The 25,899-nt window shown below is 70.6% G+C and carries 20 protein-coding genes; 10 read left to right on the plus strand and 10 right to left on the minus strand.

Annotation, left to right across the window (positions count from 1 at the left end):
- Positions 1-95 precede the first annotated feature (95 nt).
- Positions 96-1,235 carry a phosphate ABC transporter substrate-binding protein PstS gene (gene pstS / locus KBX21_RS00440; RefSeq protein ID WP_049579168.1) on the minus strand — a complete coding sequence of 380 codons (1,140 nt, stop codon included), beginning with the start codon at positions 1,233-1,235 and terminating at the stop codon, positions 96-98.
- A 301-nt stretch (positions 1,236-1,536) separates the two neighbouring features.
- Between pstS and treY the strand changes: the two genes are divergently transcribed.
- The 7 genes from treY (at position 1,537) to treZ (ending at position 10,301) form a co-directional block, all read left to right on the plus strand.
- Positions 1,537-3,906 carry a malto-oligosyltrehalose synthase gene (treY, locus tag KBX21_RS00445; RefSeq protein WP_210840823.1) on the plus strand — a complete coding sequence of 790 codons (2,370 nt, stop codon included), beginning with the start codon at positions 1,537-1,539 and terminating at the stop codon, positions 3,904-3,906.
- 166 nt (positions 3,907-4,072) lie between these two features.
- Positions 4,073-4,954, plus strand: a complete 882-nt coding sequence (locus KBX21_RS00450) for a TetR/AcrR family transcriptional regulator (RefSeq protein ID WP_049579165.1) — start codon at positions 4,073-4,075, stop codon at positions 4,952-4,954.
- A gap of 52 nt (positions 4,955-5,006) precedes the next feature.
- Positions 5,007-5,906, plus strand: coding sequence for a 3-keto-5-aminohexanoate cleavage protein (locus tag KBX21_RS00455; RefSeq protein ID WP_049579163.1), 900 nt, complete (start codon positions 5,007-5,009; stop codon positions 5,904-5,906).
- 131 nt (positions 5,907-6,037) lie between these two features.
- Complete coding sequence (locus KBX21_RS00460) at positions 6,038-7,027, plus strand: 3-hydroxyacyl-CoA dehydrogenase NAD-binding domain-containing protein (protein WP_049579162.1); 990 nt, start codon at positions 6,038-6,040, stop codon at positions 7,025-7,027.
- Positions 7,024-7,476: a thioesterase family protein gene (locus KBX21_RS00465; protein WP_210840633.1), complete on the plus strand. Its 453-nt coding sequence runs from the start codon at positions 7,024-7,026 to the stop codon at positions 7,474-7,476. The genes KBX21_RS00460 and KBX21_RS00465 overlap by 4 nt, the downstream gene beginning before the upstream one ends.
- 79 nt (positions 7,477-7,555) lie before the next feature.
- The gene (locus tag KBX21_RS00470; protein ID WP_210840634.1) at positions 7,556-8,404 is read left to right on the plus strand and encodes a putative RNA methyltransferase; all 849 of its coding nucleotides are present in this window, start codon (positions 7,556-7,558) and stop codon (positions 8,402-8,404) included.
- Between the two features lie 88 nt (positions 8,405-8,492).
- Entirely contained in the window at positions 8,493-10,301 is a 1,809-nt protein-coding gene (gene treZ / locus KBX21_RS00475) for a malto-oligosyltrehalose trehalohydrolase (RefSeq protein WP_210840635.1), read from the plus strand.
- A 32-nt stretch (positions 10,302-10,333) separates the two neighbouring features.
- Here treZ and KBX21_RS00480 read toward each other — a convergent pair whose 3' ends face one another.
- From KBX21_RS00480 to erm, 3 genes are all read right to left on the minus strand, one after another.
- Complete coding sequence (locus tag KBX21_RS00480) at positions 10,334-10,621, minus strand: hypothetical protein (protein WP_210840636.1); 288 nt, start codon at positions 10,619-10,621, stop codon at positions 10,334-10,336.
- Positions 10,622-10,704: 83 nt separating this feature from the next.
- Positions 10,705-11,286 carry a hypothetical protein gene (locus tag KBX21_RS00485; protein WP_049575271.1) on the minus strand — a complete coding sequence of 194 codons (582 nt, stop codon included), beginning with the start codon at positions 11,284-11,286 and terminating at the stop codon, positions 10,705-10,707.
- A 24-nt stretch (positions 11,287-11,310) separates the two neighbouring features.
- Positions 11,311-12,192: an ErmE/ErmH/ErmO/ErmR family 23S rRNA (adenine(2058)-N(6))-methyltransferase gene (gene erm, locus KBX21_RS00490; protein ID WP_210840637.1), complete on the minus strand. Its 882-nt coding sequence runs from the start codon at positions 12,190-12,192 to the stop codon at positions 11,311-11,313.
- A gap of 554 nt (positions 12,193-12,746) precedes the next feature.
- On the opposite strand from erm, the gene KBX21_RS00495 reads away from it, so the two are divergent.
- Positions 12,747-13,448 (plus strand): class I SAM-dependent methyltransferase, encoded by a 702-nt coding sequence (locus tag KBX21_RS00495; protein WP_049575263.1) that lies wholly within the window; start codon positions 12,747-12,749, stop codon positions 13,446-13,448.
- Between the two features lie 45 nt (positions 13,449-13,493).
- Here KBX21_RS00495 and KBX21_RS00500 read toward each other — a convergent pair whose 3' ends face one another.
- Both KBX21_RS00500 and KBX21_RS00505 read right to left on the minus strand, forming a co-directional pair.
- The gene (locus KBX21_RS00500; protein ID WP_210840638.1) at positions 13,494-14,342 is read right to left on the minus strand and encodes a phosphotransferase enzyme family protein; all 849 of its coding nucleotides are present in this window, start codon (positions 14,340-14,342) and stop codon (positions 13,494-13,496) included.
- A 90-nt stretch (positions 14,343-14,432) separates the two neighbouring features.
- The gene (locus KBX21_RS00505) at positions 14,433-15,767 is read right to left on the minus strand and encodes an MFS transporter (RefSeq protein WP_369801097.1); all 1,335 of its coding nucleotides are present in this window, start codon (positions 15,765-15,767) and stop codon (positions 14,433-14,435) included.
- 74 nt (positions 15,768-15,841) lie between these two features.
- Between KBX21_RS00505 and KBX21_RS00510 the strand changes: the two genes are divergently transcribed.
- Positions 15,842-16,390, plus strand: coding sequence for a winged helix-turn-helix domain-containing protein (locus tag KBX21_RS00510; RefSeq protein WP_049575259.1), 549 nt, complete (start codon positions 15,842-15,844; stop codon positions 16,388-16,390).
- Positions 16,391-16,431: 41 nt separating this feature from the next.
- Here the strand turns inward: KBX21_RS00510 and KBX21_RS00515 are convergent, their stop codons facing one another.
- Positions 16,432-18,687 (minus strand): DUF6351 family protein, encoded by a 2,256-nt coding sequence (locus KBX21_RS00515; RefSeq protein WP_210840639.1) that lies wholly within the window; start codon positions 18,685-18,687, stop codon positions 16,432-16,434.
- A gap of 240 nt (positions 18,688-18,927) precedes the next feature.
- The gene (locus KBX21_RS00520; RefSeq protein ID WP_049575251.1) at positions 18,928-19,488 is read right to left on the minus strand and encodes a pyridoxamine 5'-phosphate oxidase family protein; all 561 of its coding nucleotides are present in this window, start codon (positions 19,486-19,488) and stop codon (positions 18,928-18,930) included.
- A 360-nt stretch (positions 19,489-19,848) separates the two neighbouring features.
- Here KBX21_RS00520 and KBX21_RS00525 point away from each other — a divergent pair, with 360 nt between their 5' ends.
- Positions 19,849-20,505: a response regulator transcription factor gene (locus KBX21_RS00525; RefSeq protein WP_049575248.1), complete on the plus strand. Its 657-nt coding sequence runs from the start codon at positions 19,849-19,851 to the stop codon at positions 20,503-20,505.
- Positions 20,506-20,530: 25 nt separating this feature from the next.
- Here the strand turns inward: KBX21_RS00525 and KBX21_RS00530 are convergent, their stop codons facing one another.
- Together KBX21_RS00530 and KBX21_RS00535 are read right to left on the minus strand one after the other, a co-directional pair.
- Complete coding sequence (locus tag KBX21_RS00530; RefSeq protein WP_210840640.1) at positions 20,531-22,303, minus strand: GAF domain-containing sensor histidine kinase; 1,773 nt, start codon at positions 22,301-22,303, stop codon at positions 20,531-20,533.
- Between the two features lie 193 nt (positions 22,304-22,496).
- The gene (locus KBX21_RS00535) at positions 22,497-25,799 is read right to left on the minus strand and encodes an NACHT domain-containing protein (protein WP_210840641.1); all 3,303 of its coding nucleotides are present in this window, start codon (positions 25,797-25,799) and stop codon (positions 22,497-22,499) included.
- Positions 25,800-25,899 lie beyond the last annotated feature (100 nt).

A 25,899-nucleotide genomic window follows, 5' to 3' on the forward strand; every position in this document is an offset into this window, starting at 1 on the left:
GACCCAGCGCTACCCGGACAGTACGTAAGGTACCGGATCGTACGCGTGCGACGGGCGCGCCACCGTGGTGACGCGCCCGTGGACGAAGGTGCGTCCTAGGAGCCGATCGCCTCGATGGACGTCAGCAGGTCCTCGCGCAGGGAGTCGTTCACCGGGGTCGAGTCGGTCTCCTCGGAGGCCGCCTCCTGGCCCTCGGGGCTCACCACGTACCGCAGGAACGCCTTGACCCGCTCGGCCTCGCCCTGGTCCGGGAAGTCCAGGCACACGGTCTCGTAGCTGACCAGCACCAGCGGGTAGCTGCCCGGTTCGGTGGTGCCGTAGTCCAGGTCCAGCGCGAGGTCGTACTCGCTGGTGTTCTCCTCGCGGCGCGGTGAGTCGGCCACGACCTTGGCGGCCGCCTCCGGCGAGATGTCCACGAACTCGTCGCCCACGCCGATGCTCGCTGCGGGCAGGCCGTGCAGGTGGGACATCTCCACGTAACCGATGGCGCCGTCGGCCCGCGAGACCGTGTCGGCGATGCCGCTGTTGCCCTGCGCGGACTCACGCGGGGTGATCGGCCACTGTCCGCCGGCCTCGTGCGGCCACGAGTCGGGGGCGGCGTCGGCCAGGTAGCGGGTGAAGTTCTCCGTCGTCCCGGAGTCGTCGGCCCGGTTGACCTGTGTGATCGCCAGGTCCGGCAGGTCGACGTCGGGGTTGTCCTCGGCGATCTCCGGGTCGTTCCAGCGTGTGATGTCCTGGTTGAAGATCTTCGCCACGGTGTCCGGGCGCAGGTTGAGGTCCTCGATCCCGTCCAGGTTGAACACCACCGCGATCGCCACCACGTACGCGGGCAGGTTGATGGTGTCCGAACCGCCGCAGCGCGACATGGCGTCGGCGTTCTCGTCGGCGTCCATGGCCGCGTCGGTCCCGGCGAAGGTCACCGCGCCGTCGATGAACTGGTTGCGGCCGCCGCCCGAACCGATCGAGTCGTAGTAGATGCGCGCGTCCTCGCAGGCCGACTGGAAGCCCGCGATCCACGTCGTCATCGCGTTCTCCTGGGCGCTGGAACCGGAGCCGTGCAGGCTCCCCGAGAAGCACTCCAGGTCGTCGGGGACCGCCGGGCCCGCCCCCTGGACGGCGTCGTCGCTGCCGCAGGCGGTGGACGCGAGAAGAAGTCCGGCCAGCGCGGCCGAGGCCGCGCCCCGGTGGGCGCTCGAACGGCGCTGGGTGCGGGTGCGCTTGTTGGACGGGAGCACGCTGCTTCTATCCCCTTCGTCGGAGTCGGTGGTCCTCGTTGTCTTGACCACGGGCCGCCGGTACCCGGCGCGTCGTCGCTGGTGATGGAACACCGCCGATGAATTTAACCATTGCCGGACCGACTTCCCCAACGCGGGTGTGTGCGGAACCGGACGTGTCCGTGGCGGCACGGGGGACTCCGGGTGGACGGGAGGTGAACGAGGCGTTTTCGCCCGGTGAAGGTCCTTTGTCCCAGCCTTCGGGCGCCCGTAGGAGCGGGCATGTATGACACGCCGAACGACCGGGCAGTGGTCCTGGGTGATGAGCGCGCACAGCACCGACCCGAACGGGCAGCAGGCACCCACCTCGACCTACCGACTCCAGCTGAGGCCCGGTTTCGGCCTGGCCGAGGCGACCGTACTCCTGGACCAGCTGCACCGGCTCGGGGTGGGCGCCGTGTACCTGTCACCCCTCCTCGCCGCCACCCCCGGGTCGGACCACGGGTACGACGTGGTGGACGCCACACGCGTCTCCGAGGCGCTGGGCGGTGAACGTGCCCGAGCGGACCTCGTCGACCGGGCGCACGCGCTCGGCATGAAGGTGGTCGTCGACATCGTCCCCAACCACATGTCCGTGGCCCGCCCCGACGCCAACCCGTGGTGGTGGGACGTGCTTCGGCACGGCCGCGACTCCGTGTACGCCCGCTGCTTCGACCTCGACCACGGCTCCGGGCCGATCCTGGTCCCGGTCCTGGCGGACGACGGCGACGACGGCCGCGCCGCCCTGTCCGAGCTCACCCTCACCGACGGCGACCTGGTCCACTTCGACCAGCGATTCCCCGTGGCCCCGGGCACGTACACCCCCGGCGACGACCCGGCGGACGTGCACGAACGCCAGCACTACCGCCTGGTCTCCTGGCGGCGCGGCGACAGCGAACTCAACTACCGCCGCTTCTTCGACGTCGACCACCTCGCCGCCGTCCGCGTGGAGGACCCCGGGGTCTTCGAGGCCACCCACGCCGAGATCCTGCGCTGGGGCGTCGACGGTCTGCGCGTGGACCACGTCGACGGGCTCAGCGACCCCGGCGGCTACCTCCGCCGTCTCGCCGAACGCTTCCCCGGGTGGATCGTGGTGGAGAAGATCCTCGCCCCCGGTGAGTCCCTGCCCGCCTCCTGGCCGGTCGCCGGGACCACGGGATACGAGGCGCTGCGCACGGTGTGCGGGGTGTTCGTCGACCCCGACGCCGAACCCGTCCTGACCGCCCTGGCCCGCGACCACGGCGTGCCCACCGACACCGGCGCCGTCGACCACCAGGCCCGCTCCCACGCCGCCAACGAACTCCTGCGCGCGGAGGTGCGCCGGATCGCCGCGACCCTGCCCGACGCCGAGGGCAGTGAGGAGGCCGTCACCGAACTCCTCGCCTCCTTCGACGTCTACCGCTCCTACCTGCCCGAGGCCGAACCCGCCTGGGCCCGCGCGGTGCGCGCCGCCGCCGAACGCCGCCCCGACCTCCAACCCGCCCTCAAGACCCTCGACCGCGCCGTCCGCGACGACCCCCACGGTGAGACCGCCCGCCGCGTCCAGCAGACCAGCGGCATGGTCGTGGCCATGGGCACCGAGAACACCGCCTTCTACAGGGCGACCCGCTTCGTCGCCCTCAACGAGGTCGGCGGCGAACCGGCCCGCTTCGGCGTCGACACGGCCGCCTTCCACGAGGCCAACCTGCGCCGAGAGGCCGCCGAACCCCTCACCATGACGGCGCTCTCCACCCACGACACCAAACGCTCCGAGGACGTCCGCGCCCGCCTGGCTGTCCTGTCGGAGGTCCCCACGGAGTTCGCTGACGCGGTCCACCGCTGGGGCGCGCGCGTACCGTTGCCCGAACCCGCACTGGACCTCCTCGGCTGGCAGACCCTGCTCGGGGCCTGGCCACTGAGCGACGAACGCCTGGTCGACTACCTGCTCAAGGCCGCCCGCGAGGCTCGCCTCGGCACTTCCTGGACCGCCCCTGACACCGACTTCGAGGACCGCGTCCGCTCCTGGCCCGAGCGTCTGCGCGCCGACGCCGACCTGTACGCGGAGGTCGGGGCCATGGCCGAGTCCCTGCGTGAGCCGGGGTGGAGCAACGCTTTGGGGCAGAAGGCCGTCCAGCTGCTGGGGCCGGGTGTGCCCGACGTCTACCAGGGGACCGAGCTGTGGGACCTGTCCCTGGTCGACCCGGACAACCGCAGGCCCGTGGACCACGAGGCCCGCGCCGCGCTCCTGGACCGGTTGGAACAGGGGTGGCGTCCGCCCGTGGACGGGTCCGGCGCCGCCAAGCTCCACCTGGTCCGCACCTGCCTGCGCGCCCGTGAGGAGCTTCGCCCGACCGGGTACCTGCCGCTGGCCGCTCAGGGGCCGTCCGCCGCGCACGCCCTGTCCTTCGCCCGCACGGTGCGCGGCTCCCGTGAGCCCGCCCTGGCGGTGGTGGCCACGCGGCTGCCGGTGACGCTGGCCGACGCCGGGGGCTGGGCCGACACCGTGCTGCCGCTGCCCTCGGGGCCCGGGGAGTGGACCGACCTCCTCACCGGCCGGACGCTCGCCCCCGAACGCGTGGACGGCCTCACCACCGCCCGACTCTCCGAGGTCCTGGACCACTACCCGGTGGCGGTCCTGGTCCGGCAGGGCGCCGTTGGTTCGCTCGCTGACTGATCAATCAGTCAGTTGCGCATGACTGTCGAGGTGGTGCATCCGAGCCGGTAGTCCCTGCTCGTGCGGGGTTGTGGTCAGGTCGGAGCGGTCGGATCGACGGGTCTGCGGCGAAGTGTTTCTCGATCACATGTTGCGATAATCGCCATGGCGTTGTTACGTTCTCATCGTGAACGACAACGTGGTCGACGACGTACGAGGCAGGGCCCGGGAGGCGATCCGCCGATCCGGTCTCTCCCAGCGGCAGTTCGCGACCAGACTCGGCATCGAGCCCAGCAAACTCTCCAAGTCCCTGACCGGCACCCGGCGGTTCACCGCCCTGGAACTGGCCGGTATCGCCGACGAGACCGGGGTGACGGTCAACTGGCTCATCAACGGTGAGGACGACGCCGACACGGTCTCGGCCGCCCCGCGCGACTCGTCGGCGGTCAGACCGCCGTCCGCGAGTCTGGCGGATCACCCGAAGGCCGCCCGGGAACACAACCGGCGTCTCCAGATCATCGAGGCCGCCTGGACCCTCATCGCGGAGCACGGCTACCACTCGGTGCGCGTCGCCCAGGTCGCCCAGGCCTGCGGCACCTCCAGCGCCACCGTCCACTACCACTTCCCGACCCTGAACGACCTCCTCGTGGAGGCGCTGCGCCACTCGGTCAAGCAGGCGTTCGACCGCCAGGTCGCCGGGCTGCACACCATCGAGGACCCGTACGAGCGCCTGCTCCAGCTCATCGAGCTCCAGCTGCCCGGATCGGACCGCCTGCGCCTGGAGTGGTCGATCTGGCTCCAGGTGTGGACGGCGGCCGCACTGGACCCCCGGATGCGTGAGCTGCACGCCGACTCCTACCGGCGCTGGCACGAGACCATCGCCCGCACCCTCCGGGAGGGGAAGGAGAGCGGGACCTTCGGCGACCTCGACGTCGAGGAGACGACCAGACGCCTCACCGCCCTCATCGACGGCCTGGGCATCCAGGTCATGACCGGGATGCCCGGACGGTCCGTCGACCACATGCGCCACACCCTGCGCTCGGTCATCGACCGAGACGTTCTCGGGTGAGACCCCCCGTACCCGCACCATCACCGCACACGCCCAGAGACGGAGCCCCGCCTTGAGCGACCTCATGAACCCCACACCCATCCTCACCTGCGCCCTCACCGGCGCGGGAGACACCGTCGGCCGCAGCGAGCACGTCCCCGTCACCCCCCGGCAGATCGCGGCCGCCGCCGTCGAGGCCGCCGAGGCGGGCGCCAGCGTGGTGCACATCCACGTCCGCGACCCCGAGACGGGCGCTCCCTCCCGTGACAACGCCCTCTACCGGGAGGTGGTCGACCGCATCCGCCAGACCGGCGTCGACATCGTCATCAACCTCACGGCGGGGATGGGCGGTGACCTGGTGATCGGCCAGGACGACCCGCTCCGGTTCGAGGAGGGCACCGACCTCGTCAACGGGCTGGACCGCCTGCCACACGTGGAGGAGCTGCTGCCCGACATCTGCACCCTGGACTGCGGAAGCCTCAACTTCGGGGACGGCAGCCAGGTGTACATCTCCACCCCGGACATGCTGCGCGCGGGCGCCAAGCGCATCCAGGAGCTGGGGGTCCGCCCCGAGCTGGAGATCTTCGACACCGGCCAGCTGTGGTTCGCCAAGACGATGCACGCCGAGGGCCTCATCGACGACCCGTCGATGTTCCAGCTGTGCACCGGCATTCCCTACGGGGCGCCCTCGGACCCGGGCGTGCTCCAGTCGATGGTGAACCTGCTCCCGGCGGGCGCGCAGTGGGCGAGCTTCTCCATCGGTCGCAAGCAGATGCCGTGGGTGGCGCAGTCGGTGCTGCTCGGCGGACACGCCCGAGTGGGCCTGGAGGACAACCTCTACCTCAGCCGCGGAGTGAAGGCCACCAACGGCCAGCTCACCGAGAAGGCCGTCTCCATCATCGAGCAGCTCGGCGCCCGGGTGGCCACACCGGACGAGGCCCGCGCCATGCTCCAGCTGCGCAGCGCGTCCTAGGGCGTGTTTCTTGGATGCTTTCGCCGGTGGCGGCGGAGCCACCACCGATGCGAGCGGCCTGGTGGTCGCGAGCGCGGAATGATCCACAAAAGACGACCGAGCACCCCGAACCCCCCGACAGGAGAAGCACGATGACGGAGAACGCGAGAACCACCCCCGAGACCGTGCGCACGGTCGCCTGCGTCGGAGCGGGCGTGATCGGCGGCGGCTGGGTCGCCCACTACCTGGGGCGCGGCTACCAGGTGGTCGCCTGGGACCCCGCCCCCGACGCCGAGAGCAAGCTGCGCGGGCTGGTCGCCTCGGCGTGGCCCGCCCTGGAGGAACTGGGCCTGGCCGAGGGCGCCTCCATGGAGAACCTGCGTGTGGTGGGCACGCTGGCCGAGGCCGTCGCGGAGGCGGACTTCGTGCAGGAGAGCGCTCCGGAGCGCCTCGACCTCAAGATCGACCTGCTGGCCGAACTCGACGCGGCCACTCCGGAGGGCGTGGTCATCGCCTCGTCCACCTCCGGTTACAGCATGAGTGAGATGCAGGTGGCGGCCGCCACGCCGGAACGGCTCGTCGTCGGTCACCCCTTCAACCCGCCCTACCTGGTGCCCCTGGTCGAGGTCGTCGGCGGTGAGCGCACTGATCGCTGGGCCGTCGACTGGGCCTCGGACTTCTACCGCGCGGCGGGCAAGTCCGTGATCAGCATGGACCAGGAGCTCCCGGGGTTCATCGGCAACCGCATCCAGGAGGCCGCCTGGCGCGAGGCCCTGCACATGGTCGCCGAGGGCGAGGCGACCGTCGAGCAGATCGACCAGGCGATGACCAGCGGCCCCGGGCTGCGCTGGGCCTTCTTCGGCCCCTGCCTGACCTTCCACCTGGCCGGGGGAGAGGGCGGCATGGCCCACATGCTCGACCACTTCGGGCCGTCCCTGAAGTCGCCGTGGACCCGTCTGGAGGCGCCCGAACTCACCGAGGACCTGCGCGACCGCATGGTCGCGGGCACCGACGAGGTCGTGGCCGGGCGCTCCACCGCCGAACTGATCGCCCAGCGCGACCGCCGTCTGATCGCGGTGGCCCGCGCGCTGGAGGAGGTCGAACGGGCGGAGGCCGCCGAGCGGAACGGGGAGGCCGCGTGAGCGCCACACTCACCCAGCGGCTGCGACCCGAGTGGATCGACTACAACGGCCACCTCAGCGAGGCCTACTACGTCCTGGTCTTCGGGTTCGCCACGGACGCGCTGATGGACCGGGTCGGTCTCGACGCCGCCTACCGTGAGGCGTCCGGCTGTTCGCTGTACACGGTTGAGGCGCACGTGCGGTACCTGAACGAGGTGACGGCGGACGCCGAGGTCGAGATCCACACCCGGGTGATCGGTCCGGGGCCGGAGCGCCCGGGAGCCAAGAAGGTGCGGATCTGCCACGAGATGTGGGTCGGAGACGTCCTGGCGGCGACCGAGGAACTGATGGCGCTCCACGTCGACCAGGCCCTGGGACGGACGGTGCCCCTGCCCGAGGGGGTCGCCGCGAACCTCGCGGCCCTCGCCGAGCCCGCCCCCGACTACGCGGGCCGGTCCGTCGGCCCGTAGCCGGAGCCAGGGGGTCCCGTCGGCGGACGCGGGTGTGCGACGGGCCCCACCCTGGTCAGACGGTAGGCTGACCGCGATCATGACGAACAAGACCGGCCCCCTGCTGCGCATGCCCGCCTCCCTGGCGGCCTCCCTGACCTGCCCCGTCTGCGCGCGTCCTCTGGACCAGGGGCTCACCTGCGCCCGCGGCCACAGCTTCGACGTCGCCAGGGAGGGTTACGCGAGCCTGCTCACCGGCGCCACCCCGCCCGGGTCCGGAGACAGCAGGGACATGGTCGCCGCACGGCAGCGCTTCCAGGAACGGGGGCACTACGACCCCATCGGCCGGGCCCTGGCCGAGGAGCTCGCGCAACGTCGCGTCATCGTCGACGTCGGCGGCGGCACCGGGCACTACCTCACCCAGGTGCTCACCGCGCTCCCCGACGCTGTCGGCCTGACCACCGACGTCTCCAAGTTCGCCGCGCGCAGGGCCGCCAGGGCGCACCCCCGCAGCGGTGCGGTCACCGCGGACTCCTGGCGCCGCCTGCCCCTGGCCGACCACACGGCCGACGCCGTGATCAACGTCTTCGCCCCCCGCAACGCCCCCGAGTTCCACCGCGTCCTCCAGCCCGCCGGGGTCCTGCTGGTCGTCACTCCTGCACCCGACCACCTCCGGGAACCCCGTGAGGCCCTGGGCCTGCTCGACGTCGACCCGCGCAAGGACGAACGCCTGGCCGACAGCCTGGGGGGCCACTTCGACCACGTCGCCACCCGTGAGTTGCGCTTCACCATGGAGCTGGCCCACGAGGACGTGCTGACCGTGGTGGGAATGGGCCCCAGCGCCAGGCACGTCACCCCCGAGGAGCTGAGGTCCCGCGTGGCGGCCCTCCCGGACCCCTTCACCACCACGGCCTCGGTCCGCGTCCAGACCTACCGCAGGGCCGAGTAGCGGGCCGGGGCGGAAAGCGTTGGGCCCGGACCACGCCCTCCATTCCACGGTCGGCGTGGCGTCCAGGTCACCTGGGTAGGCCACCCCCGTGAACGAACCGGCCGCGCACCCCGCCCCGTCCAGCCCCGTCCCGCCCGTCACCCCCGGACGCGGCGTCCAGGGTGACTTCTCCGTCTGGGCACCCCGGGCCCGTCGCGTGCGCGTGCGCGTGGACGGCGCCGACCACCCCATGGAACGCACCGCGGACGGATGGTGGCACGCGTGGGTGGAGGGCGCCGGTCCCGGATCCGACTACGCCTACCTCCTCGACGAGGACCCCCGACCCCTGCCCGACCCCCGATCCCTCTGGCAGCCGGAGGGCGTGCACGCCCCCAGCCGGGTCCACGACCACGCCGCGTACGCGTGGACCGACACCGCCCGTCCCACCTGGACCGGCCGACCACTCGCCGGAGCTGTCGTCTACGAGCTCCACGTCGGCACCTTCACAGCCGAGGGCACCCTCACCTCCGCCATCGAGCGCCTCGAGCATCTGGCCGAACTCGGCGTCACCCACGTCGAGCTCCTGCCGCTCAACGCCTTCGACGGCACCCACGGCTGGGGCTACGACGGGGTCCTGTGGTCCACGGTCCACGAACCCTACGGAGGCCCCGACGCGCTCAAGGGGTTCGTCGACGCCTGCCACCACCGCGGCCTGGCCGTCCTCCTGGACGTCGTCTACAACCACCTCGGTCCCTCCGGCGCCTACCTGCCGCGCTTTGGCCCCTACTTCTCCGGGAAGAACGCCTGGGGTCCCGCCCTCAACCTGGACGGCCCCGACTCCGACCCGGTCCGGCGGCTGATCGTCGACGGCGCTCTGGACTGGCTCCGCCACTACCACCTGGACGGGCTCCGTCTGGACGCCGTGCACGCGCTGCGCGACGACCGCGCCGTCCCCCTGCTCGCCGAACTCTCCGCCGAGGTCGATGCCCTGGCCGCCGGTCTGGGACGCCCGCTGTCCCTGATCGCCGAGTCCGACCGCAACGACCCGCGCACGGTCCTGGCCCGGGAGGCCGGCGGCCTCGGCATGACGGCGCAGTGGTCGGACGACCTCCACCACGCGCTGCACGTCGCCCTCACGGGTGAGAACCACGGCTACTACGCCGACTTCGAGGGGCCGGAGGTGCTCGCCCGGACGCTCCGCCGTGTCTTCTGGCACGACGGGACCCACTCCACGTTCCGAGGGCGTGACCACGGGGCCAGGGTCGACACCGCACGCGTCCCCGGCAGCAGGTTCCTCGGCTACCTCAGCACCCACGACCAGATCGGCAACCGGGCCCGGGGTGACCGGATGGGCGAGCACGTCCCACCGGACCTTCTCACCTGCGGCGCCGCCATCGTCCTCTGCTCCCCCTACACCCCGATGATCTTCATGGGGGAGGAGTGGGGGGCCACAACCCCCTGGCCGTTCTTCGCCTCCTTCACCGACCCCGCCCTGGCCGAAGGCGTGCGCCAGGGGCGGCGGCGCGAGTTCGCCGACCTCGGCTGGGCGGAGGAGGACGTGCCCGACCCGATGGATCCCGCCACCCGGGACAGCGCCGTGCTGGACTGGTCCGAGGCCGAACACGGGCCACACGCGCGCGCCCTGGAGACCTACCGGGCCCTGATCGCCCTGCGCCGGGCCGAACCCGAACTCGCCGATCCGCGTCTGGACCGGTTCGGCGTCGACGCGAGCGAGGACGGCCGCACGCTGACCCTGACCCGGGGTTCGCTGCGACTGGTCTGCAACCTCGGAGACGAGGAGACCAAGGTGGAGCTGACGGCGGAGCCCCGGGATGTGCTGCTGGAGCAGGGACGGCCGAGGGTCAGCGGGAGCACGGTCGCCCTCCCGGGCGCGTCCTTCGCGGTGCTGCGCGTCTGAACCGGATCGGCTCACGGGCGCGGCGGCGGTGCTCAGCAGCCGCCGCCCCCGCCGTCACCGCCGCCTCCACCACCCCCGCCACCACCGTCACTGACGCCGCCTCCACCGACGTCACCGCCCGAGGCGGAGTGGCCTCCCGCACCGCTGCGGTGCTCTCCCCGCTGACCACCTCTGTCGGACGGCGCGATCAGGAAGGTGACGCAGAGGAAGAGGAGCGTCGAGCCGAGGACGAGGAGGAGGGCGATGGTCTGGCCGGGAGTCTCTCCCAGGGAGCTGGTCACGGGGGAGGACGAACCGAGGTACGCGACGAAGGTGTCCATGCTCGTCGGACACCTTCGATCCCCGGTCGGGTTGCCAAGGAGCGTGGCCGTATGCGGCCACGCTCCTTGACCGAGCGCACCGCTCACCCCACGGGGCCACGGAAGTCCGCCTCGTCCTCCCCGTTCACCACCGAGATCAGCACGGAGGACGGGGAGTCCGGCGCCTCGCACTCCATGTCCACCGCGTGAGTCCCGGTCTCCAGCTCCCCGAGCATCGCCTCGGAGGTGGCGGGCCCCTCCAGTTCCTCGTAGGAACACCGCACGTCCAGCAGGCCCGTGCCGAAGACGCGGCCCAGCTCCGGAACCTCCACCGTCAGCGTGAACCCCACCCGCCCGGACGGGGCGAGGACGACGTCGTCCACCGTGTAGACAACGTCCTCCTCGACGCCCTCCTGAAACTCCTCCTCGTAGGCGCCGACCGGGTGGGGGAGGACCGCGCCCTCACCGAAGCGGTACTCCGATCCGTCCCCGTGGCTCCCGACGGGGGCGTCGCCTCCCTCCTCGGGCTCCTCCGTCTCGTTGGTCGGGTCCTCGGGCACGGATTCGTCGTCGGTGGCGGTCTCCGTCACGGTCGACGGGTCCGGTGACACCTCCTGTTCGGGGGTGCCGCAACCGGTGAGCAGGAGGATCGGAAGAGTCAGGACACAGGGGAGGAATCGTCGCATGCCTCCACGCTAAGTGAGGGGCTCTCACCCTCGCCTGTCGCGCCGAGGCCCCGGCCGACCGGGACCGCGCAGCGCGCGGAAGACCTCCAGCCACTGGTCGGGGCGCACGAGCCCCACCGGTGTGCCCGTGTCCACCCCCGCCGACCGCAGCGCGTCTCCCACGCGCCCGGCCGGAAACTCCCGGGACAGGGACGCCGACAACGAACCGCCCACGCCGCTGAAACCGAGTTCGACCATGCGCCGGTACTGTGCCCGGCGCCCCACGGGCACCAGGGGTTCGGTGCGCCTGCCCAGCACCAGCACTCCGGCGTCCACCCGGGGCGCGGGACGGAAGCGGTTCCGGTCGATCCGCCCCGCCAGCCGCCACGACCACCACGGCCAACTGAGCACGGTGACCAGGCTCCATCTTCCGTAGGCCCCGGTGCGTTTGCGGGCGTACTCCAGCTGGGTGACGAGTACGGCCGAGGTCAGCATCGGCGCCTCCAGGCACCACCGGACGATGTCGGAGGTTCGGGAGTAGGGGATGTTGCCCACCACCGAGAACGGTTCGCGCGGTGGCCGCGACCGTGTGAAGTCGCCGTGCACCACCCGCACCCCTTCGTCGGGGTCCCGGTAGCGGTCGGCCAGCCGCTCGGCCAGCCGGGGGTCGAGTTCGTGGGCGATCACCCGACGGGCGGTCGGTGCCAGGAACCGGGTGATGGCTCCCTCGCCGGGACCGACCTCGACCACCAGGTCGTCGGCGCTCACCCCGGAGAGCCGCACGAACCAGCGCGCGGTGTCGGGGTCGGCGAGGAAGTTCTGTGAGAGGCGCCGCCGGTTGTTCGGTCGGCCCCCGTCCCGGCCCGGACCGCGCTCGCGGTGGGTGGGGTCGCGGTGGGCGGGGGTTCCGCGGGAGTGGCGTGCCACGTGTGGTCCGTTCTGCCGCCTTGGAGGCGGGCTGACGTGGACGGGCAGCACGAGGGAACGCCCCACCCCGCAAGGGGGTGGGCGCGCGCAGAAGGAACCGGAGAGGTCCGCGGCTGCCCGTCCGAAGGAAGGAGGACGTCGGCGGGGCCTGGACCGATACGTGGCTGAGCGAACACCCGTCACGGCGAAGGCATGTCACAGGCAGGACGTGCCCGAGCGTGAACGCGATCCCCCCTGGCACCGCCGACGTCGCCCCCGGGGAAAACGGGGCGCGGAAACGGCGGTGCGCTCGGAGGGGTTCGGCTACCGGTCCAGAGGAACGGACCGGAGACGGGTGAGGGCGTGGGCGACCACGGGCCAGGCGTGCTGGCCGCGGAAGATCGCGTGGAAGGCTGCCATGGACAGCACGGTAGGGGAGCGGATGAGGACGCCGCAACGGGTTTTTCGGCGAGTTCCGTCCACGCCACCCGGGCAGCCCGGACCACCGAGCGGTGAGCTCAGGCCCCGCGAAACTCACTCGCGCTGACGGCTCCGGCCGAGCCATACTCGGCCCCATGCCCGACTTCTCCGACTTCGACACCCGCCACTACCGCACGGTCGATGTGGCCACCGGCTACGACGGGTGGTCCAGCACCTACGAGGACTCCGTGCTCGACGCCATGGACCTGGCGCTGCTGGACGGGCTCACCGCACCCGACTGGTCACGCGTCCGACGCGCCGCCGACCTCGGCTGCGGCACCGGCCGCACCGGAGCCTGGCTGCGCCGCAGGGACGTGGCACACGTGGACGGGGTGGACCTCAGCGCCGGAATGCTCGGCCTGGCGCGGAGCCGGGGCGCCCACGACACCCTCACCCAGGGCGACGTCCGGGCGAGCGGTCTGCCGGGCGCCACCTACGACCTCGTCATCGCCTCGCTCATCGACGAACACCTGCCCGACCTCGCACCCCTCTACGCCGAGGCGTGGCGGCTGAGCAGGCCGGGTGGGCACTGCGTGCTGGTCGCCTACCACCCGCAGTTCATCATGGCCTCGGGCATGCCCACGCACTTCACGGACGCCTCCGGGGAGGAGGTCGCCATCACCACCCACGTGCACCTGCTCGGCGACCACGTGAGCGCCGCCCTGGCCAGTGGCTGGCGTCTGGAGGAGCTGAACGAGGCTGTCGTGGACGACGGCTGGGTGGCGGCCAAACCCAGGTGGGAGAGGTTCCGGGGCTTGCCGATCTCGGCCGCGTTCGTGTGGGTCCGGCCGGACTGACCGGACCCGGGGCCCCGCGCGCACCCTGCCCCTGCGGGGCGGGGCTCACGGTTCGGTCAACGCCTCGATCCAACGCTCCTGGTGCCGTTCGACGTAGTCGGCGGCCGGACCCCAGTGGTCGGCGTGCCCCTCGGCGTGCAGGCGAGCCCAGGGCTGCCGACCGGTCCGCGAGCCCTCCTCAAGGACGTGGAACATCCCGCGCACCCGCCGCAGCGCGGCGCCGGGCAGGGCACGGCGCTGCTCGGTGTCACAGCCGTAGCCGTCCGCCAGGGCCCGCAGCCTGACGCCGTCGGCCCCGGGGTCGCCCCCGGCGTGCAGGGGGACGAACCCGTGCGCGGCGTAGCCGAGGTCACCCATGCGGCTGGCCGGACCGGCGCCGTCCCAGTCGATGAGGCACCAGGACCCGGCCCGTGGGCCGCCTCCGTCGAACGCCTCCTGGATGCCCTCCGGATTCCGGACCAGGTTCCACGGAGCGAGGTCGTTGTGGCAGATCACCTCGGGTTCCTCGGGTGGGAAGAGGTGGTCCCACTCCGCGCCCTCGGGAGGTCGAAAGTCAGCGGTGAGGTCGTGCAGCCGCCGGGCCATCGCGCCCAGTTCGCGGAGTTCACCCGTGGTCAGGGGCGGCATCCGGTCGGCCAGGGTGCCGGGGACGTACACCAGCCGCTGGTAGCCCTCGGGGACTTCGCCGTGGCTGACCGGGGCGCCGGTGAACCCGTGCCGGTGGAGGTGGTGCAGCAGGGCGGTCACGGCCGGGGAGGAACGAAGCCAGGGCTTGCGCACGGTCGCGCCGATCCGCAGGACCTGGTCCGAGACGTTGCCGCCCTCCAGGATCTCGACGTCGTCGGAGTCGTCCGCGGGGAGAGGGACGGGGCCGGAGGGGTGGTCGCTTGTCACAGTGCCATCCTCACCGCGGGCACGGACGGTGTCCACCGGGTTTCGCCGTGCCGTGGAACCGCTCCGGGACCCGCCCCCTGGCCCCGTTCCTCAGACCGTGCCGCGTTCTTCGACCGCGCTCTCCCCGGCGGCCAGGGTCGCCTCGTCCATGCGCGCCAAGGGGACCAACAGGGTGAGCATGAGTACCCCCATGCTCAGGAAGACCGCCCTGAGCCCGAGGAACTCGGCGATCAGACCGCCGGCCACCGCGCCCAACGGCATGGTGCCCCAGGCCAGCAGACGGTAGACGCTGTTGACCCGACCCATCAGCGCCGCAGGGGTCACACGCTGGCGCAGGGACACGGTGATGACGTTCCACACAGTGATCCCGACCCCGCCGAGGAGGAAGCCTGCCCCCACCAACCAGGCGCTGGAGGTCAGACCGGGTACCAGGACCAGCAGGGCGAACAGGGGCACGCACAGCCACAGCGAACGGGCCCGGCCCAACGACCGCTCGCACCCCTCCGCCACGAACGAACCCAGGAGGCTGCCCACGGCGGTGGCCGTCAGCAGCACGCCGAAGGCGGGTTCGGACAGGCCCATGGGGGAGTCCGGGCCCACCGCGTACAGCACCATGATCGCGAACGCGGCACTGGTCGCGAAGTTTGAGACGCCGACCATCACGGCGAACGAACGCAGGAGGCGGTGGGACCACAGGAACCGCAGCCCCTCGGCGATGTCGGCGCGCATGCCGGTGGGCGGACCGGTACGGTCCACCCGGAACCGGCCGCGGACCAGGAGCAGGACGCCCACGGCGGCCACCCACAGCGCGGCCGGGGTCACGAAGGCCAGGGCCACGCTCACCGCCACCAGCGCGCCGCCCAGGGGCGGGCCGACGAACTGATTGGTGGTCAGCTCCACGGCGTACAGCCGCCCGTTGGCACGGGAGAGCCGGTCCCGGTGGACCATCTGCGGCAGGATCGACTGCGCCGAGGTGTCGTAGAGGGTCTCGGTCGTCCCGATCAGGAACGCGGCCGCGTACAGCAGCCAGATCGAGCCCACGTCCAGAGCCAGACCCAGGGCCACTACGAGCACCAGGGCACCGCGCACGACGTTGGCCCCGACCATCGCCCACCGCCGGTCGACGCGGTCGGCCAGGGCCCCCGCGGGCAGGGCGCACAGGAGCCAGGGCAGGCCCAGGGCCACGGCGACCCCGGCGACGAGTACGGGGGAGTCGGTGAAGCGCAGGGCCGCCAGGGGCAGGGCGACCTTCAGTACACCGTCGGCCAGGTTGGAGAGGCCGGAGGAGACCCACACCCGCCAGAAGGCGTGGCCCAGGGAGTCGGGCACGCTCGCGGAGTCGGACGCGTCCACGGTGCCGGGCGGGGGTTCGGGTGTGGCGGAGTCGGGGGGATCGATGGGCGTCGGCCCTTGGGGATCGGACATGCACGGAGCCTGCCATGTCGATTGAGAAAACTCAATCGATTGGGGTTGTTCAATCAATCGACTAGGCTGCACCCATGGCAGAACCGGACCCCGAACAGCCCACCCGGCGCCGACGGCGCCCGGCCACAGCTCGTGAGGCCAAGGCGCTCGGGCACCCGTTGCGCCTGCGCATCCTGCGTCTGTGCCTGATCAGGGACCGCACCAACCGGGAGCTCGCCGACCGGCTCGACACCAACCCGGGCACGGTGCTCCACCACGTGCGCACCCTGGTGGACGTCGGATTCCTCGTCGCGGGTCCTGCACGCAAGGGCGCCGCCGGAGCGTTGGAGAAGCCCTACCGGGCCACCGGGGAGACCTGGTGGCTGGATGACCCCCTCGGTGACACGCCGCCCGCCGAGCGCTCCTCACCGCTCACCGCGTTCACCACCGAACTCGACGAAGCGGGACCTGACTCAGTACAGATCGTCGGGCGGTTCGCCCTGCACCTCAACGACGAGGAGCTCTCGGAGTTCAACCGGCGGCTCCTCGACGTCGTGGACGAGTACGTCACCACCGACCACGAGCGCCGCGACCGCCCCCTGCGCGGCGGCGCCCTCCTCTGGCACGACATCCCCGAGGACTGACCGGCTGGCGGCGCTCCTGCTCCGCGGCACCCGTGATCAGGTCAGAAGGACTGCCACGGACCCCTGGGCGGCCGCTGTCCCTCGCCCGGCCGCGACCAGTCACAGACTCCGTCCGCGAACACCTCCCGGGCGCGTTCGGCCTGTTCCTCGTCGAACTCCGCCGGGTGCGCGGCCTCGTCGAACTCGGTGAGCCGGCACTTGACGACGTCGGAGGCGAGCGGACCGCCCGCACCGATCCTGGGTGATCCGTAGGTGGGGAAGGCGTCGGCGCAGCGGTCTCCGCGGCCCTCCGGCAGCGGCCGCTGCGGGGCGACCACGCGTTCCCCATCGATCCAGCAGGAGTCCGTCAGCCACTCCGGACGGGACCGTCGCAGGTGGTCGACGGGCGTCCCCCCGGGGTCGGCCAGGGCCAGCTCGGCGGCGCCGGTCACCCACGCGTCGAGTTCGGTCAGCGCCCGACCGGCCACCGGCTGGTCGGCGGAGAACACGCCGCCGCGGTGCGCCTCCACCAGCATCACGTGGTTGTCGGCGGTGCCGTTGGCGGCCAACAGGCGTTCCCGGGTGCTGAACGAGTGGTAGCGCATGTGGATGTCGCCGTCCGGGGCGTGGTCCTGGTGGGGGCGGTGGTCCACCACCGGGACGTCGGCGAGACCGCCGCCTCCGTGGAGCAGACGACCGCTGTCGTGGGCGGCCCGGACCGCCACCGGATCTCCCACGGTGCGTTCGGGCACCACGGCGCCGTCCTCGTCGAGACCGCCCACGTGCTCGTTCAGGTGCAGGAACCGGTCGACGTCGATGTCGCCGTCGAGCAGGGCGGACAACCCGTACTGCACCCCCACGTTGTCCAGCGGGCGGCGCGGTAGACCGGTGTCGGGGTCGGTTCCGTAGACGTTGCGGGCGTGGGAGAACACGTCGCAGCGGGCGCCGTCCGGGTTGTCGTCCGGGTGGTAGCGCTCCTCGGGCGCAAGCGCGGACGGACACACGCCCCGGGGGTCGAGCCGGGCGGCGGCGTCCGCCATCGCGCTGATCCCCTCCCAGGTGCCGAACCCGGACACCGCGCGCAGCTGCTCCCTGGTCAGGGCGTCCGGATGCGCCTCGGCGTAGGAGCGCAACAGGAGGGCGTCGGAGACGGCAGGAACGGTCGAGAAGCCGACGTCTGGGTAGCTCTGGGAGACCACGATCCCGTCGAGCAGCCCGGGATAGTTGTCGGAGATCTGGTGCGCCTGGTAGGCGCCGCCGGAGGAACCCCAACCCAGCGTGTGGTCGGGGACGCCGTGGGAGAGGGCGAATCGCTCCTTGACGGCGCTCGTGGTCTCGGCCGCCAGCAGGTCGTCGCAGTTGTGCCCGAACACGTTCAGAGAGGCGGAGGCCACCGCGTACCCCTGTGAGAGCATCCCGTGGTCCACCACCCCGGCGGTCCGATCCCCTTGCACGAACCAGCCCCCGGGGCAGCCCCCGCCGAACTTGTACACCAGGCGGCGGTTCCAGCCCTCCGGAGCGGTCCACGGGTCGGGTTCGGGGTCGCGGGGGTCGTGCAGGACGGCCGTCTCGTACACGGCCCGGTTGGCCGTACCGGTCTCCACCCGGACCGTGTAGGGAACCTCCTCCCCGGTGGAGGTGGTCGTGCGGGCGACGTCGGAGGGCAGGGAGCGGCCCTCCGGCAGCGGGGCGAAGCTGCCGTCCGTGGTGCGGTACACGTATCCCACCACGGTCTCGACCGAACAGTCGGCGTCCATGGGGGCACCCAGGTCACCGCCCCAGGCGAGGGCGAAGTCCTCCGTCTGGCAGACGAACGGGTCCTGGTGCGGCCCGGCGAACACCGGCCCCGCGACGGGGTGGTTGGTGACCACGACACGTCCCTCGGCGGGGGAGTCGGGGGACAGCGCCGCCTCCGCCTCCCCGGCCAGCGCCGCCACCAGGGTGGTCGTCCCCTCGGGAAGGTCCGTGACCAGACCCTCCAGCGCGTGCCCGCCCTCGGGCAGGTGAACCGGGCGCAGGGCGTCGGTGACGTCGGTCCCGTCCGCCTCCAGGCGCACCTCGTGCGGCTGGACCGTCGGCGGCGGTTCCACGCGCACCAGTGCCGTCCCTCCCGTGACCGTGCCGGGACGGGAGGACAGCACACGCAGCCTCAGCCTCTCGGAGTCGCCGTCCGTGGTCGGTGTGGCCGGTGCGGACGAGGAGGGCAGCGTCAGCGCCGTGGCCTGCTGGAGCAGCAACGGAGTACCGGAGACGGTGAAGAGGGTGGCGGTGACGGCCGCGCCCGCACCCAGGGCGACCCGCCCCCACAGGGGCCTCAACGGACACCCACCCGGCGGGTGGACGTGTTCGTCGCCGCTCCGGAGCCGGAACCGTGATGGCAGTGATGACCGCTGACGCACGAGGTGATCGTCTCCGTGCGGCGCGCGTCGGGGTCAGGGACACACCGGGGGTGAAACGGGCTTTGCGCTCCCATGTCGCCACCGATACCCCGATTGGTGCCAAACACACCAGACGTCCGGCGTCCGCGCTCACCCCGTCATGATCCCGGTGTCCCGTTCTCAGGTGTGGTGGACCTCGCGCCCGGTCACCCGGCCCGGGGTGATCTTCAGGACCTGGTCGCGCGGCCCCTCGGCCCAGGGCTGGGGGAGCCGCCCCTGCGGGATGCGCTCCAGTTCGGCGGGGTCACGCACCCAGCGGCAGCGACCGGAGGCCAGCACACTCCATCCCTCGCGCCGATCCTCGTCGAAGTGGTCGATCTGGAACGCCGCGTATCCCCGCGCGTGACGCATGATCGTCCCGGCCAGCGTGGACCGGAGGACGATGGTGTCGTCGACCATCGCGTAGTTGACCGGTAGCACCGTCGGCGCGGCGTCCCCCTCGATGGTGAAGGCGACCCGTCCGAGGTCCCGTGTGGCCAGGAGGTTGAAACAGGTCTGGCGTTCCAGGACCGTGAAGGCCGAGTGCTGGTCGTCGGCCAGGTCGGCCCCGGTCGTCAACTGATTCGTCCCGGAGAGCCGCTCGGTGCCCTCCTCGGCGCTGCGCTGTTCCGGGGGTGAGGCCTGTCCGGCCACCCAGCTCCGTTCCTGAGCGGACGCGTCCGTATCGCCTGTTCCAGTCATCACGACCCCCCGATGTGCGATGCCCTCTGTACCGGCCTCCGCCATCGTCGCCCGTCGTCCCCCGAAGCGGCAGGGGCACGAGCCCCCTGAGCGACGGCGAAGGTCCTCACCTGCGGACTACCCGTCAGGACAGTCGCCCCAAACAGAAAAGGACGTTCGACTCATATGTCACCAATCTGAACTGTCTAGGCTGGTAGGCGCACCGTGACGTCGCACGCCCGAGGGCACGCGCCCTCGCCCCCGTTCACCCGTGCACCGCCACGGGACCGCAACGGTGCGACCACGACCCCGTGCGACCACGACCCGAGACGGCGACGCCGTCCCCGGTCACCGCATCCAGCGCTGAGGAGATGTGCCCCGATGGCCGGCGACGCAACGATCCGGGTGTTCCTGGTGGACGACCACGAGATCGTCCGACGAGGGGTCGGAGCACTCCTTGACGACGAGGACGGCATCCAGGTGGTCGGCGAGGCCGGAACCGCCGCCCAGGCCCTGGCCCGGGTCCCCGCCCTCGAACCCGACGTGGTCGTGCTCGACGTCCGCCTGCCGGACGGCGACGGTGTCACGGTCTGCCGCGACATCCGCTCGACGCTCCCCGACACCCGCATCCTCATGCTCACGTCCTACTCCGACGACGAGGCCCTCTACGGAGCCGTCATGGCGGGAGCCTCGGGCTACATCCTCAAGCAGATCCACGGCACCGACCTGGTCGGCGCGGTCCGCACGGTCGCCGAGGGACGCTCACTCCTCGACCCCGAGTCCACCACCCGCATGCTGGAACGGCTTCGCGCGGAGGCCGTACGCAAGGACCCGCTGAGCGAACTCACCGAGCAGGAACGGCGCGTGCTGGAACTCATCGGGGAGGGGCTGACCAACCGGGAGATCGGCACCAGGATGTACCTGGCCGAGAAGACCGTGAAGAACTACGTCTCCCGGGTGCTGGCCAAGCTCGGCATGGCCCGCCGCACCCAGGCGGCCGCCTACGCCGTGCGGCTGTCGATGAACCAGACCGCCTGACCCACCGGAACCGGGGCCGGACGCCCTAGACGGTCCTCTCCTCGGCCCCGTGCCGGGCCGGAACCGACCACTCCACCTGCGTGCCCTGCTCCGGACCGGAGACCACCGACACCGCCCCGCCCAGCTCCTGCGCGCGCGAGGCGATGTTGCGCAGACCGCTGCGGTGGCCGCCCTCCCGAATCCCCCGACCGTCGTCGGACACCCGCAGCACCAACGCGTCGTCACCGACGGACACCTGGACGTCCACCGAGGCGGCCTCGGAGTGACGCGCGGCGTTGGACAACAACTCCCGCAGCACGGCGACCAGGTGTTCGCCGGTCCGATCGTCCACCCCGTTGTCCACGGGGCCCTGGGTGAGCAGGCGGGGAGCGAACCCCAGGGACTCCGTGGCCGAGTTGACCACGGCCAGCACCTGGGAACGCAGGGACGCGGAGTCGTCACCGCCGGAGCTCTGGAGAGCGAAGATCGTGGACCTGATCTGCCTGATCGTGTCGTCGAGATCGTCGACCGCCGCCTGGACACGACCGGCCGACGTGGAGTCGTCGATCCGCCGCACCGTACCCATCAGGGTGAGAGCGGTCGCGTAGAGGCGTTGGATGACCGTGTCGTGCAGGTCCCGGGCGATCCGGTCCCGGTCCTCCAACACACTCAGCCGCTCGGAGTCCAATCGGGCCTCGGCCAGCTCCAGGGCCACCGCCGCCTGGTTGGCGAACGACGACAACATGCTCAACCAACTGCTCTGGAAGGGCTCCCGGTCCTGGTCACGGGCCAGTACCAGGACACCCCTGGCACCGTCCGGCGGGCCGAAGGGCAGCACCAGCACCGGACCCATCCCCATCCGGCTCAGGAAACCCACCCCGAGGTGGTCGAACTCGACGACGTCGGTCCGCACCGGCGTCCCGCTCAGGTAGACCCGGCCCAGCAGGGTGTCGGCCTCACGGGTCAGGGTGGCTCCCCGCGCACCGGAGTCCGGGGGCGCGCACGGGTCGTCCGGGCCGTCCCACACCCGCACGGTGAGCGTCTCGGGTTCCTCACCGGGCATGGCGATCACCGCGAGGTCCGCGTGGGCCATCACTCTTGCCCTGCGGGCCACCAGCCGCAGGACCTCCTCCGGGGCGGCGCCGGACAGCAGCCGGGTGGTGATCTGCCCGGACGCGTCCAGCCAGGTCTCCCGGCTCTGCGTCTGCGCGAAGAGCTGCGCGTTCTCGATCGCGGTGCCCGCAGCCGTGGCCAGCGCGCGCAGCAGCAGCTCGTCGTCGCCGGTGAACTCGGCGCCTCCGAGCTTGTCGGTCATGTACAGGTTGCCGAAGACCTGGTCCCGGATCCGGATCGGTACCCCGAGGAAGGTGTGCATGGGCGGGTGACCGGCGGGAAAACCGCGCGACTCGGGGTGTTCACGCACGTTCCGCAGTCGCAGGGGTCTGGGCTCCTTGATGAGGAGCCCGAGGATGCCCTCGCCCTTGGGCCAGTGCTCGATCTGGTCGATCTCGTCGGGGTCGAGCCCCACGGGGATGAACCGGCTCATGTCCCCTTCCGGGCCGATCACCCCGAGCGCTCCGTACCGGGCCTCCACCAGGCTGGTCGCGGTCTCGGTGATCCGCAGCAGGAGGGGTTCGAGCTCCAGGCCCTCGCCGATGGAGACGACGGCCTCCAGGAGCGTGCGGATGCGTTCCTGTGTCCGGGAGATCTCGGTCATCCGGGACCGGACCTCGTCAAGGAGATCGTCCAGGCGCACCTCCGGAAGCGACAGCCGGTCCTCGCTGAGGTGGCGGTGGGCGTCGCCGTCTGTCGCGCGCATGGGGGACTCTTTCCGGCAGCTGTCCTGGGGCGCCCCCGAGTCTAGGTGTGCGTCCTCGGGGCTCGTCGCTGCGTCCGCGTCAGCTCGGTGTTCCAGGTCACCCGCGCTGACCAGGCGGTTCTCCCAACTGCGACGATCAGGGACACAAGGGCCAAAGGGCCCATCCAGAGATGACCTTGGACCCTGAGCATGGTCAAGCTGTCCCTGCGCCTCCCTGCCGCCTGAACAGGTAGGGAGTATCACGCACCACACGTGAGCCCTCCCCGAGGAGTTCCGCCCCGGTCACTTTGACGGAACGCGACCAAGGAACTCTGACGGTGAGACCGGATATCCCAGTCAGTGAGGTCAGGTCCACAGAACCCCAGCCTGTCAAGCGTAGGTTGCGCAGCTCGGGAAGGTCGCGAATCCATCGGGGTGCAGACCAAGGGGAACTGCCATAGGACAGTTGGAGGCTCCGCAGGGAAGGCAGGACAGTCAGCGACTCTTCGAATTCACCACCGTTTGAATCACCCATGCTTAGTTCATTTAGCTTGGCCAGTTTTCTGGTGACGTTTGGCGATATTGCGCTAGTTGGGGTCCCGGTGTAATAAAGTTCAACGAGGGAGTCGGATTGGCTAAGTAGCCCTTCGATGTCTTTGAGGTTGGGGCAGTCGGATATCATGAGTGTTCTGATTTTGTTGGGTATCGATTTCAGGTAGTCCAGGTTGCTTATTTCAATGTGTGATCTCAGTGTAATTCCGATCTTCCGGTTCTCTTGGGCTATGATTTCGCTCAATGGGGGCAGGGGAAGTGATTCATTGAATTGCAGCTCTTGGAGATCGTGAAATTCACTCATTGCTTCAATATCGACAATTTTGTCGGGGTTGCTTACGGAGAGCATGGAAATGGGGCAATTGGTCAGTGGTTCTATGTTGGCGAGTGACGTGTTTCCATGGTTGGAGAATCTCCGCAGCTTATCCAGTCCTCGCAGTGGGTTCAGGTCAATCTTTTTCCAGTGCTCATTCTCCCTGGTTGTGAGGTGCACGTTGACGAGTTGGTGCATCTGGGTGAGCGGTTGAAGATTTGCGCCATCTGCGCCTTCAATGGATACCGTTTTTGACTCACGTGCATTCTCTGTCAATAGATTCAGGTGGCGGGATTGGAGTGTGAGTGCAAAGGGATAGTGGGTGTCGATGTGTTCTGGTAGAATCCGTGCCAGTTCGGGCGAAGCTCCCCGGCGCCAAGCGTCACTCATGGCTCTGAATATGGCATAGCTTTGAAAGGATAGGCACTGGCCGATGATGGAGGCTGACTCCGGGCCGCCGATCAGCGAGGCCGCCTCGATGATTTTCGCTGCCTGTCTCGCGTTCTGTGCCGGAGTTCTCGCGAGCAGTTGCAGAGCCGACTCACCGACCAGCCCCAAGGCGTGAACGTGCTCCTTGGTTCTGGGTGGCAGGATGCTCTGGACCCGTTTCTCCACCGCCTCCCGGAGGTGCTCGGCCAGCTGAGGAGAGGTCTCCAGGCAGGCGAAGGCCACCAACAGCAGCCGGTCGTGATGCTTCTTCACCTGGTCAGCCCGCTCCAACAGCCCGGTGACCAGTTCCTCCCTCTGCGTCGGGGTGGCGTGCCCGGCGGCCATCACCACCACCTCGTGCCACTGGTCGTCATGCGCCTTGCTGACCAGTAAGGGGAAGCTGTCCTCCTCCACGATCGCCTTGGCGGCCAGGTACTCCTCGAAGGTGCGGTGGAGGAAGCTCACCCGGTCGACCGTCGGGCTCTGGAGCAGCCCGCTGCGCACGATCAGGTGGGTGAAGACCTCTCCCGGCTCCTCCGTGACCCGGTGCATGCTTCGCAGCACCTTGGTGACCTGGCGTTGCGCGGTGGCGGTCGGTGCGTCCGAACTGCCGTTGATGATCAGCCACTTGGCCAGTTCCTGGAGTAGCAGCACCAGTTCGCTCCGGGACAGCTCCACTCCCTCGATTCCGCGCTGCTGGTCGCGGTCCTTGAGCAGCATCGCCAGCGCAGCCTCGTACACCTCCATCCGGTCCCTGGGCAGCGATGTGTGCCGATCTCGGTACAGGGCGCACAGCAGCGCGCAGAGGAGCGGCGTCGCCGCGATCGCTCGCAGGTGCCGCTGCCCCAACACCTTGCGAGTGAGTTCGTGTTCGTAGGTGTCCAGGCGTTCGAGTTCGGCCTCGTCGGCGATCTCGCTGCGTACCGCCTCGTGCCAGTGGTGAATGAAGGAGCCGACGTCGTCGTCGGTGAGCGGTTGGAGTTCGGCACTGACGAACCCGTCCGCCTCCAGCCATGTCTCCTGTGCGGCCCCGGGCCGGGTGGTGACCACGTACCGGCTTTCGGGGAAGTCGGACATGAGATCCCGCAGCCAGTGCCGGGCCGCCTCTCTCTGGGTCTGAGGGAGTTCGTCCACACCGTCCACCAGCACGATCCCCCTGCCCTCGGCGAGCACACGGTTCGCCCACCCCACCGGAGCCTGGTCGGCCAGGTGGCGTCCGGTGTGCCGGACGAAGTCAGCGGGCTCGGGCAGCTTCTCGCCCACGTACTGACGGAGCGGAACCATGAAGGGGATCAGCCCGTTCCAGGCGGACATCGCCTCGGGGAAGTCGCCTCGGCAGGCACGCACCCCCACCCAGCGCATCAGGGTGGTCTTGCCGGTTCCGGCCGGTCCGCGCAGGAAGGTGCGCCTGTGCGAGGCCAGAGCCTGTTCCACGCGCAGGTCGCCCGAGAGTGCTGGATCAGCGTGCAGTGTCGGGTCCCACGCCTGTTCCTCTTGGTGCCAGGACACCCGAAGGCTCAGGTACGCCAGGGTCAGCGGATACCGCTGGGTCCGCGCGTCCGTGCCGAACAGCTCCAGAACGTCCCACCGCTCGGCGGCCGTCCTGCGGTAGGCGGTCACGAAGGCAGCCTCGGCGTCCTCCTCCCGGCCCTTCCCCTCCCGGCCCTCCGCCTCCGGGATGCGGTCCAGCAGTTCGTCCAGCTTGCCCAGGACCAGGCTCTCCCGGCGCAGCAGTTCGCTGAACGCCCCGGCCTGGAAGCGCGGCAGGGTCCTCAGGGTGGCCATCACGTAGGCACACGACTCCGGTAGGACCCGGTCGAAGAGGGCGACCGCCTGCCCGCTGAGGTCCCTGGTGGCGCCGGGTGCCCTGGCCCGCACGTACCGCTCCAGGTACAGGGGGTCCAGGTCCTGCTCGAACAGCACGCGGTCGGTCAGTCCGGCCCGCTCGAAGGCGTCCGCGACGGCCAGCACCGCCGCCTCGCGCTCGTTCTCGGCCAGACCCTGGAACTCGTGGTCGAGGTAACCGACGACCCGGTCGGCGATGCTCTCCTCGATCTCCGCGAACTTGCGCTCCAGCTTGCGCTGGTCGCGTCTGCCGGTGACCTTCTCCTGGACCAGGTCCACCACGGTGGTCGCGGCGTTCTCCGCGATCGGGTTGCCGATCCAGATGCCACAGGCGGCCTTGACGACCGAGACGCCCAGCTTGAGCGCGGCTTCGTACACGTGCGTACTCCGGGGGGTCGGAGGGAGAGGGCGCGAATTCCACACTAGAACGCGAAGGGCCGGTTCGGGCGTTTTCCACAACCCGAACCGGCCCCTGTCC

The organism is Nocardiopsis sp. B62, assembly GCF_018070675.1.
Lineage (GTDB): Bacteria > Actinomycetota > Actinomycetes > Streptosporangiales > Streptosporangiaceae > Nocardiopsis > Nocardiopsis prasina.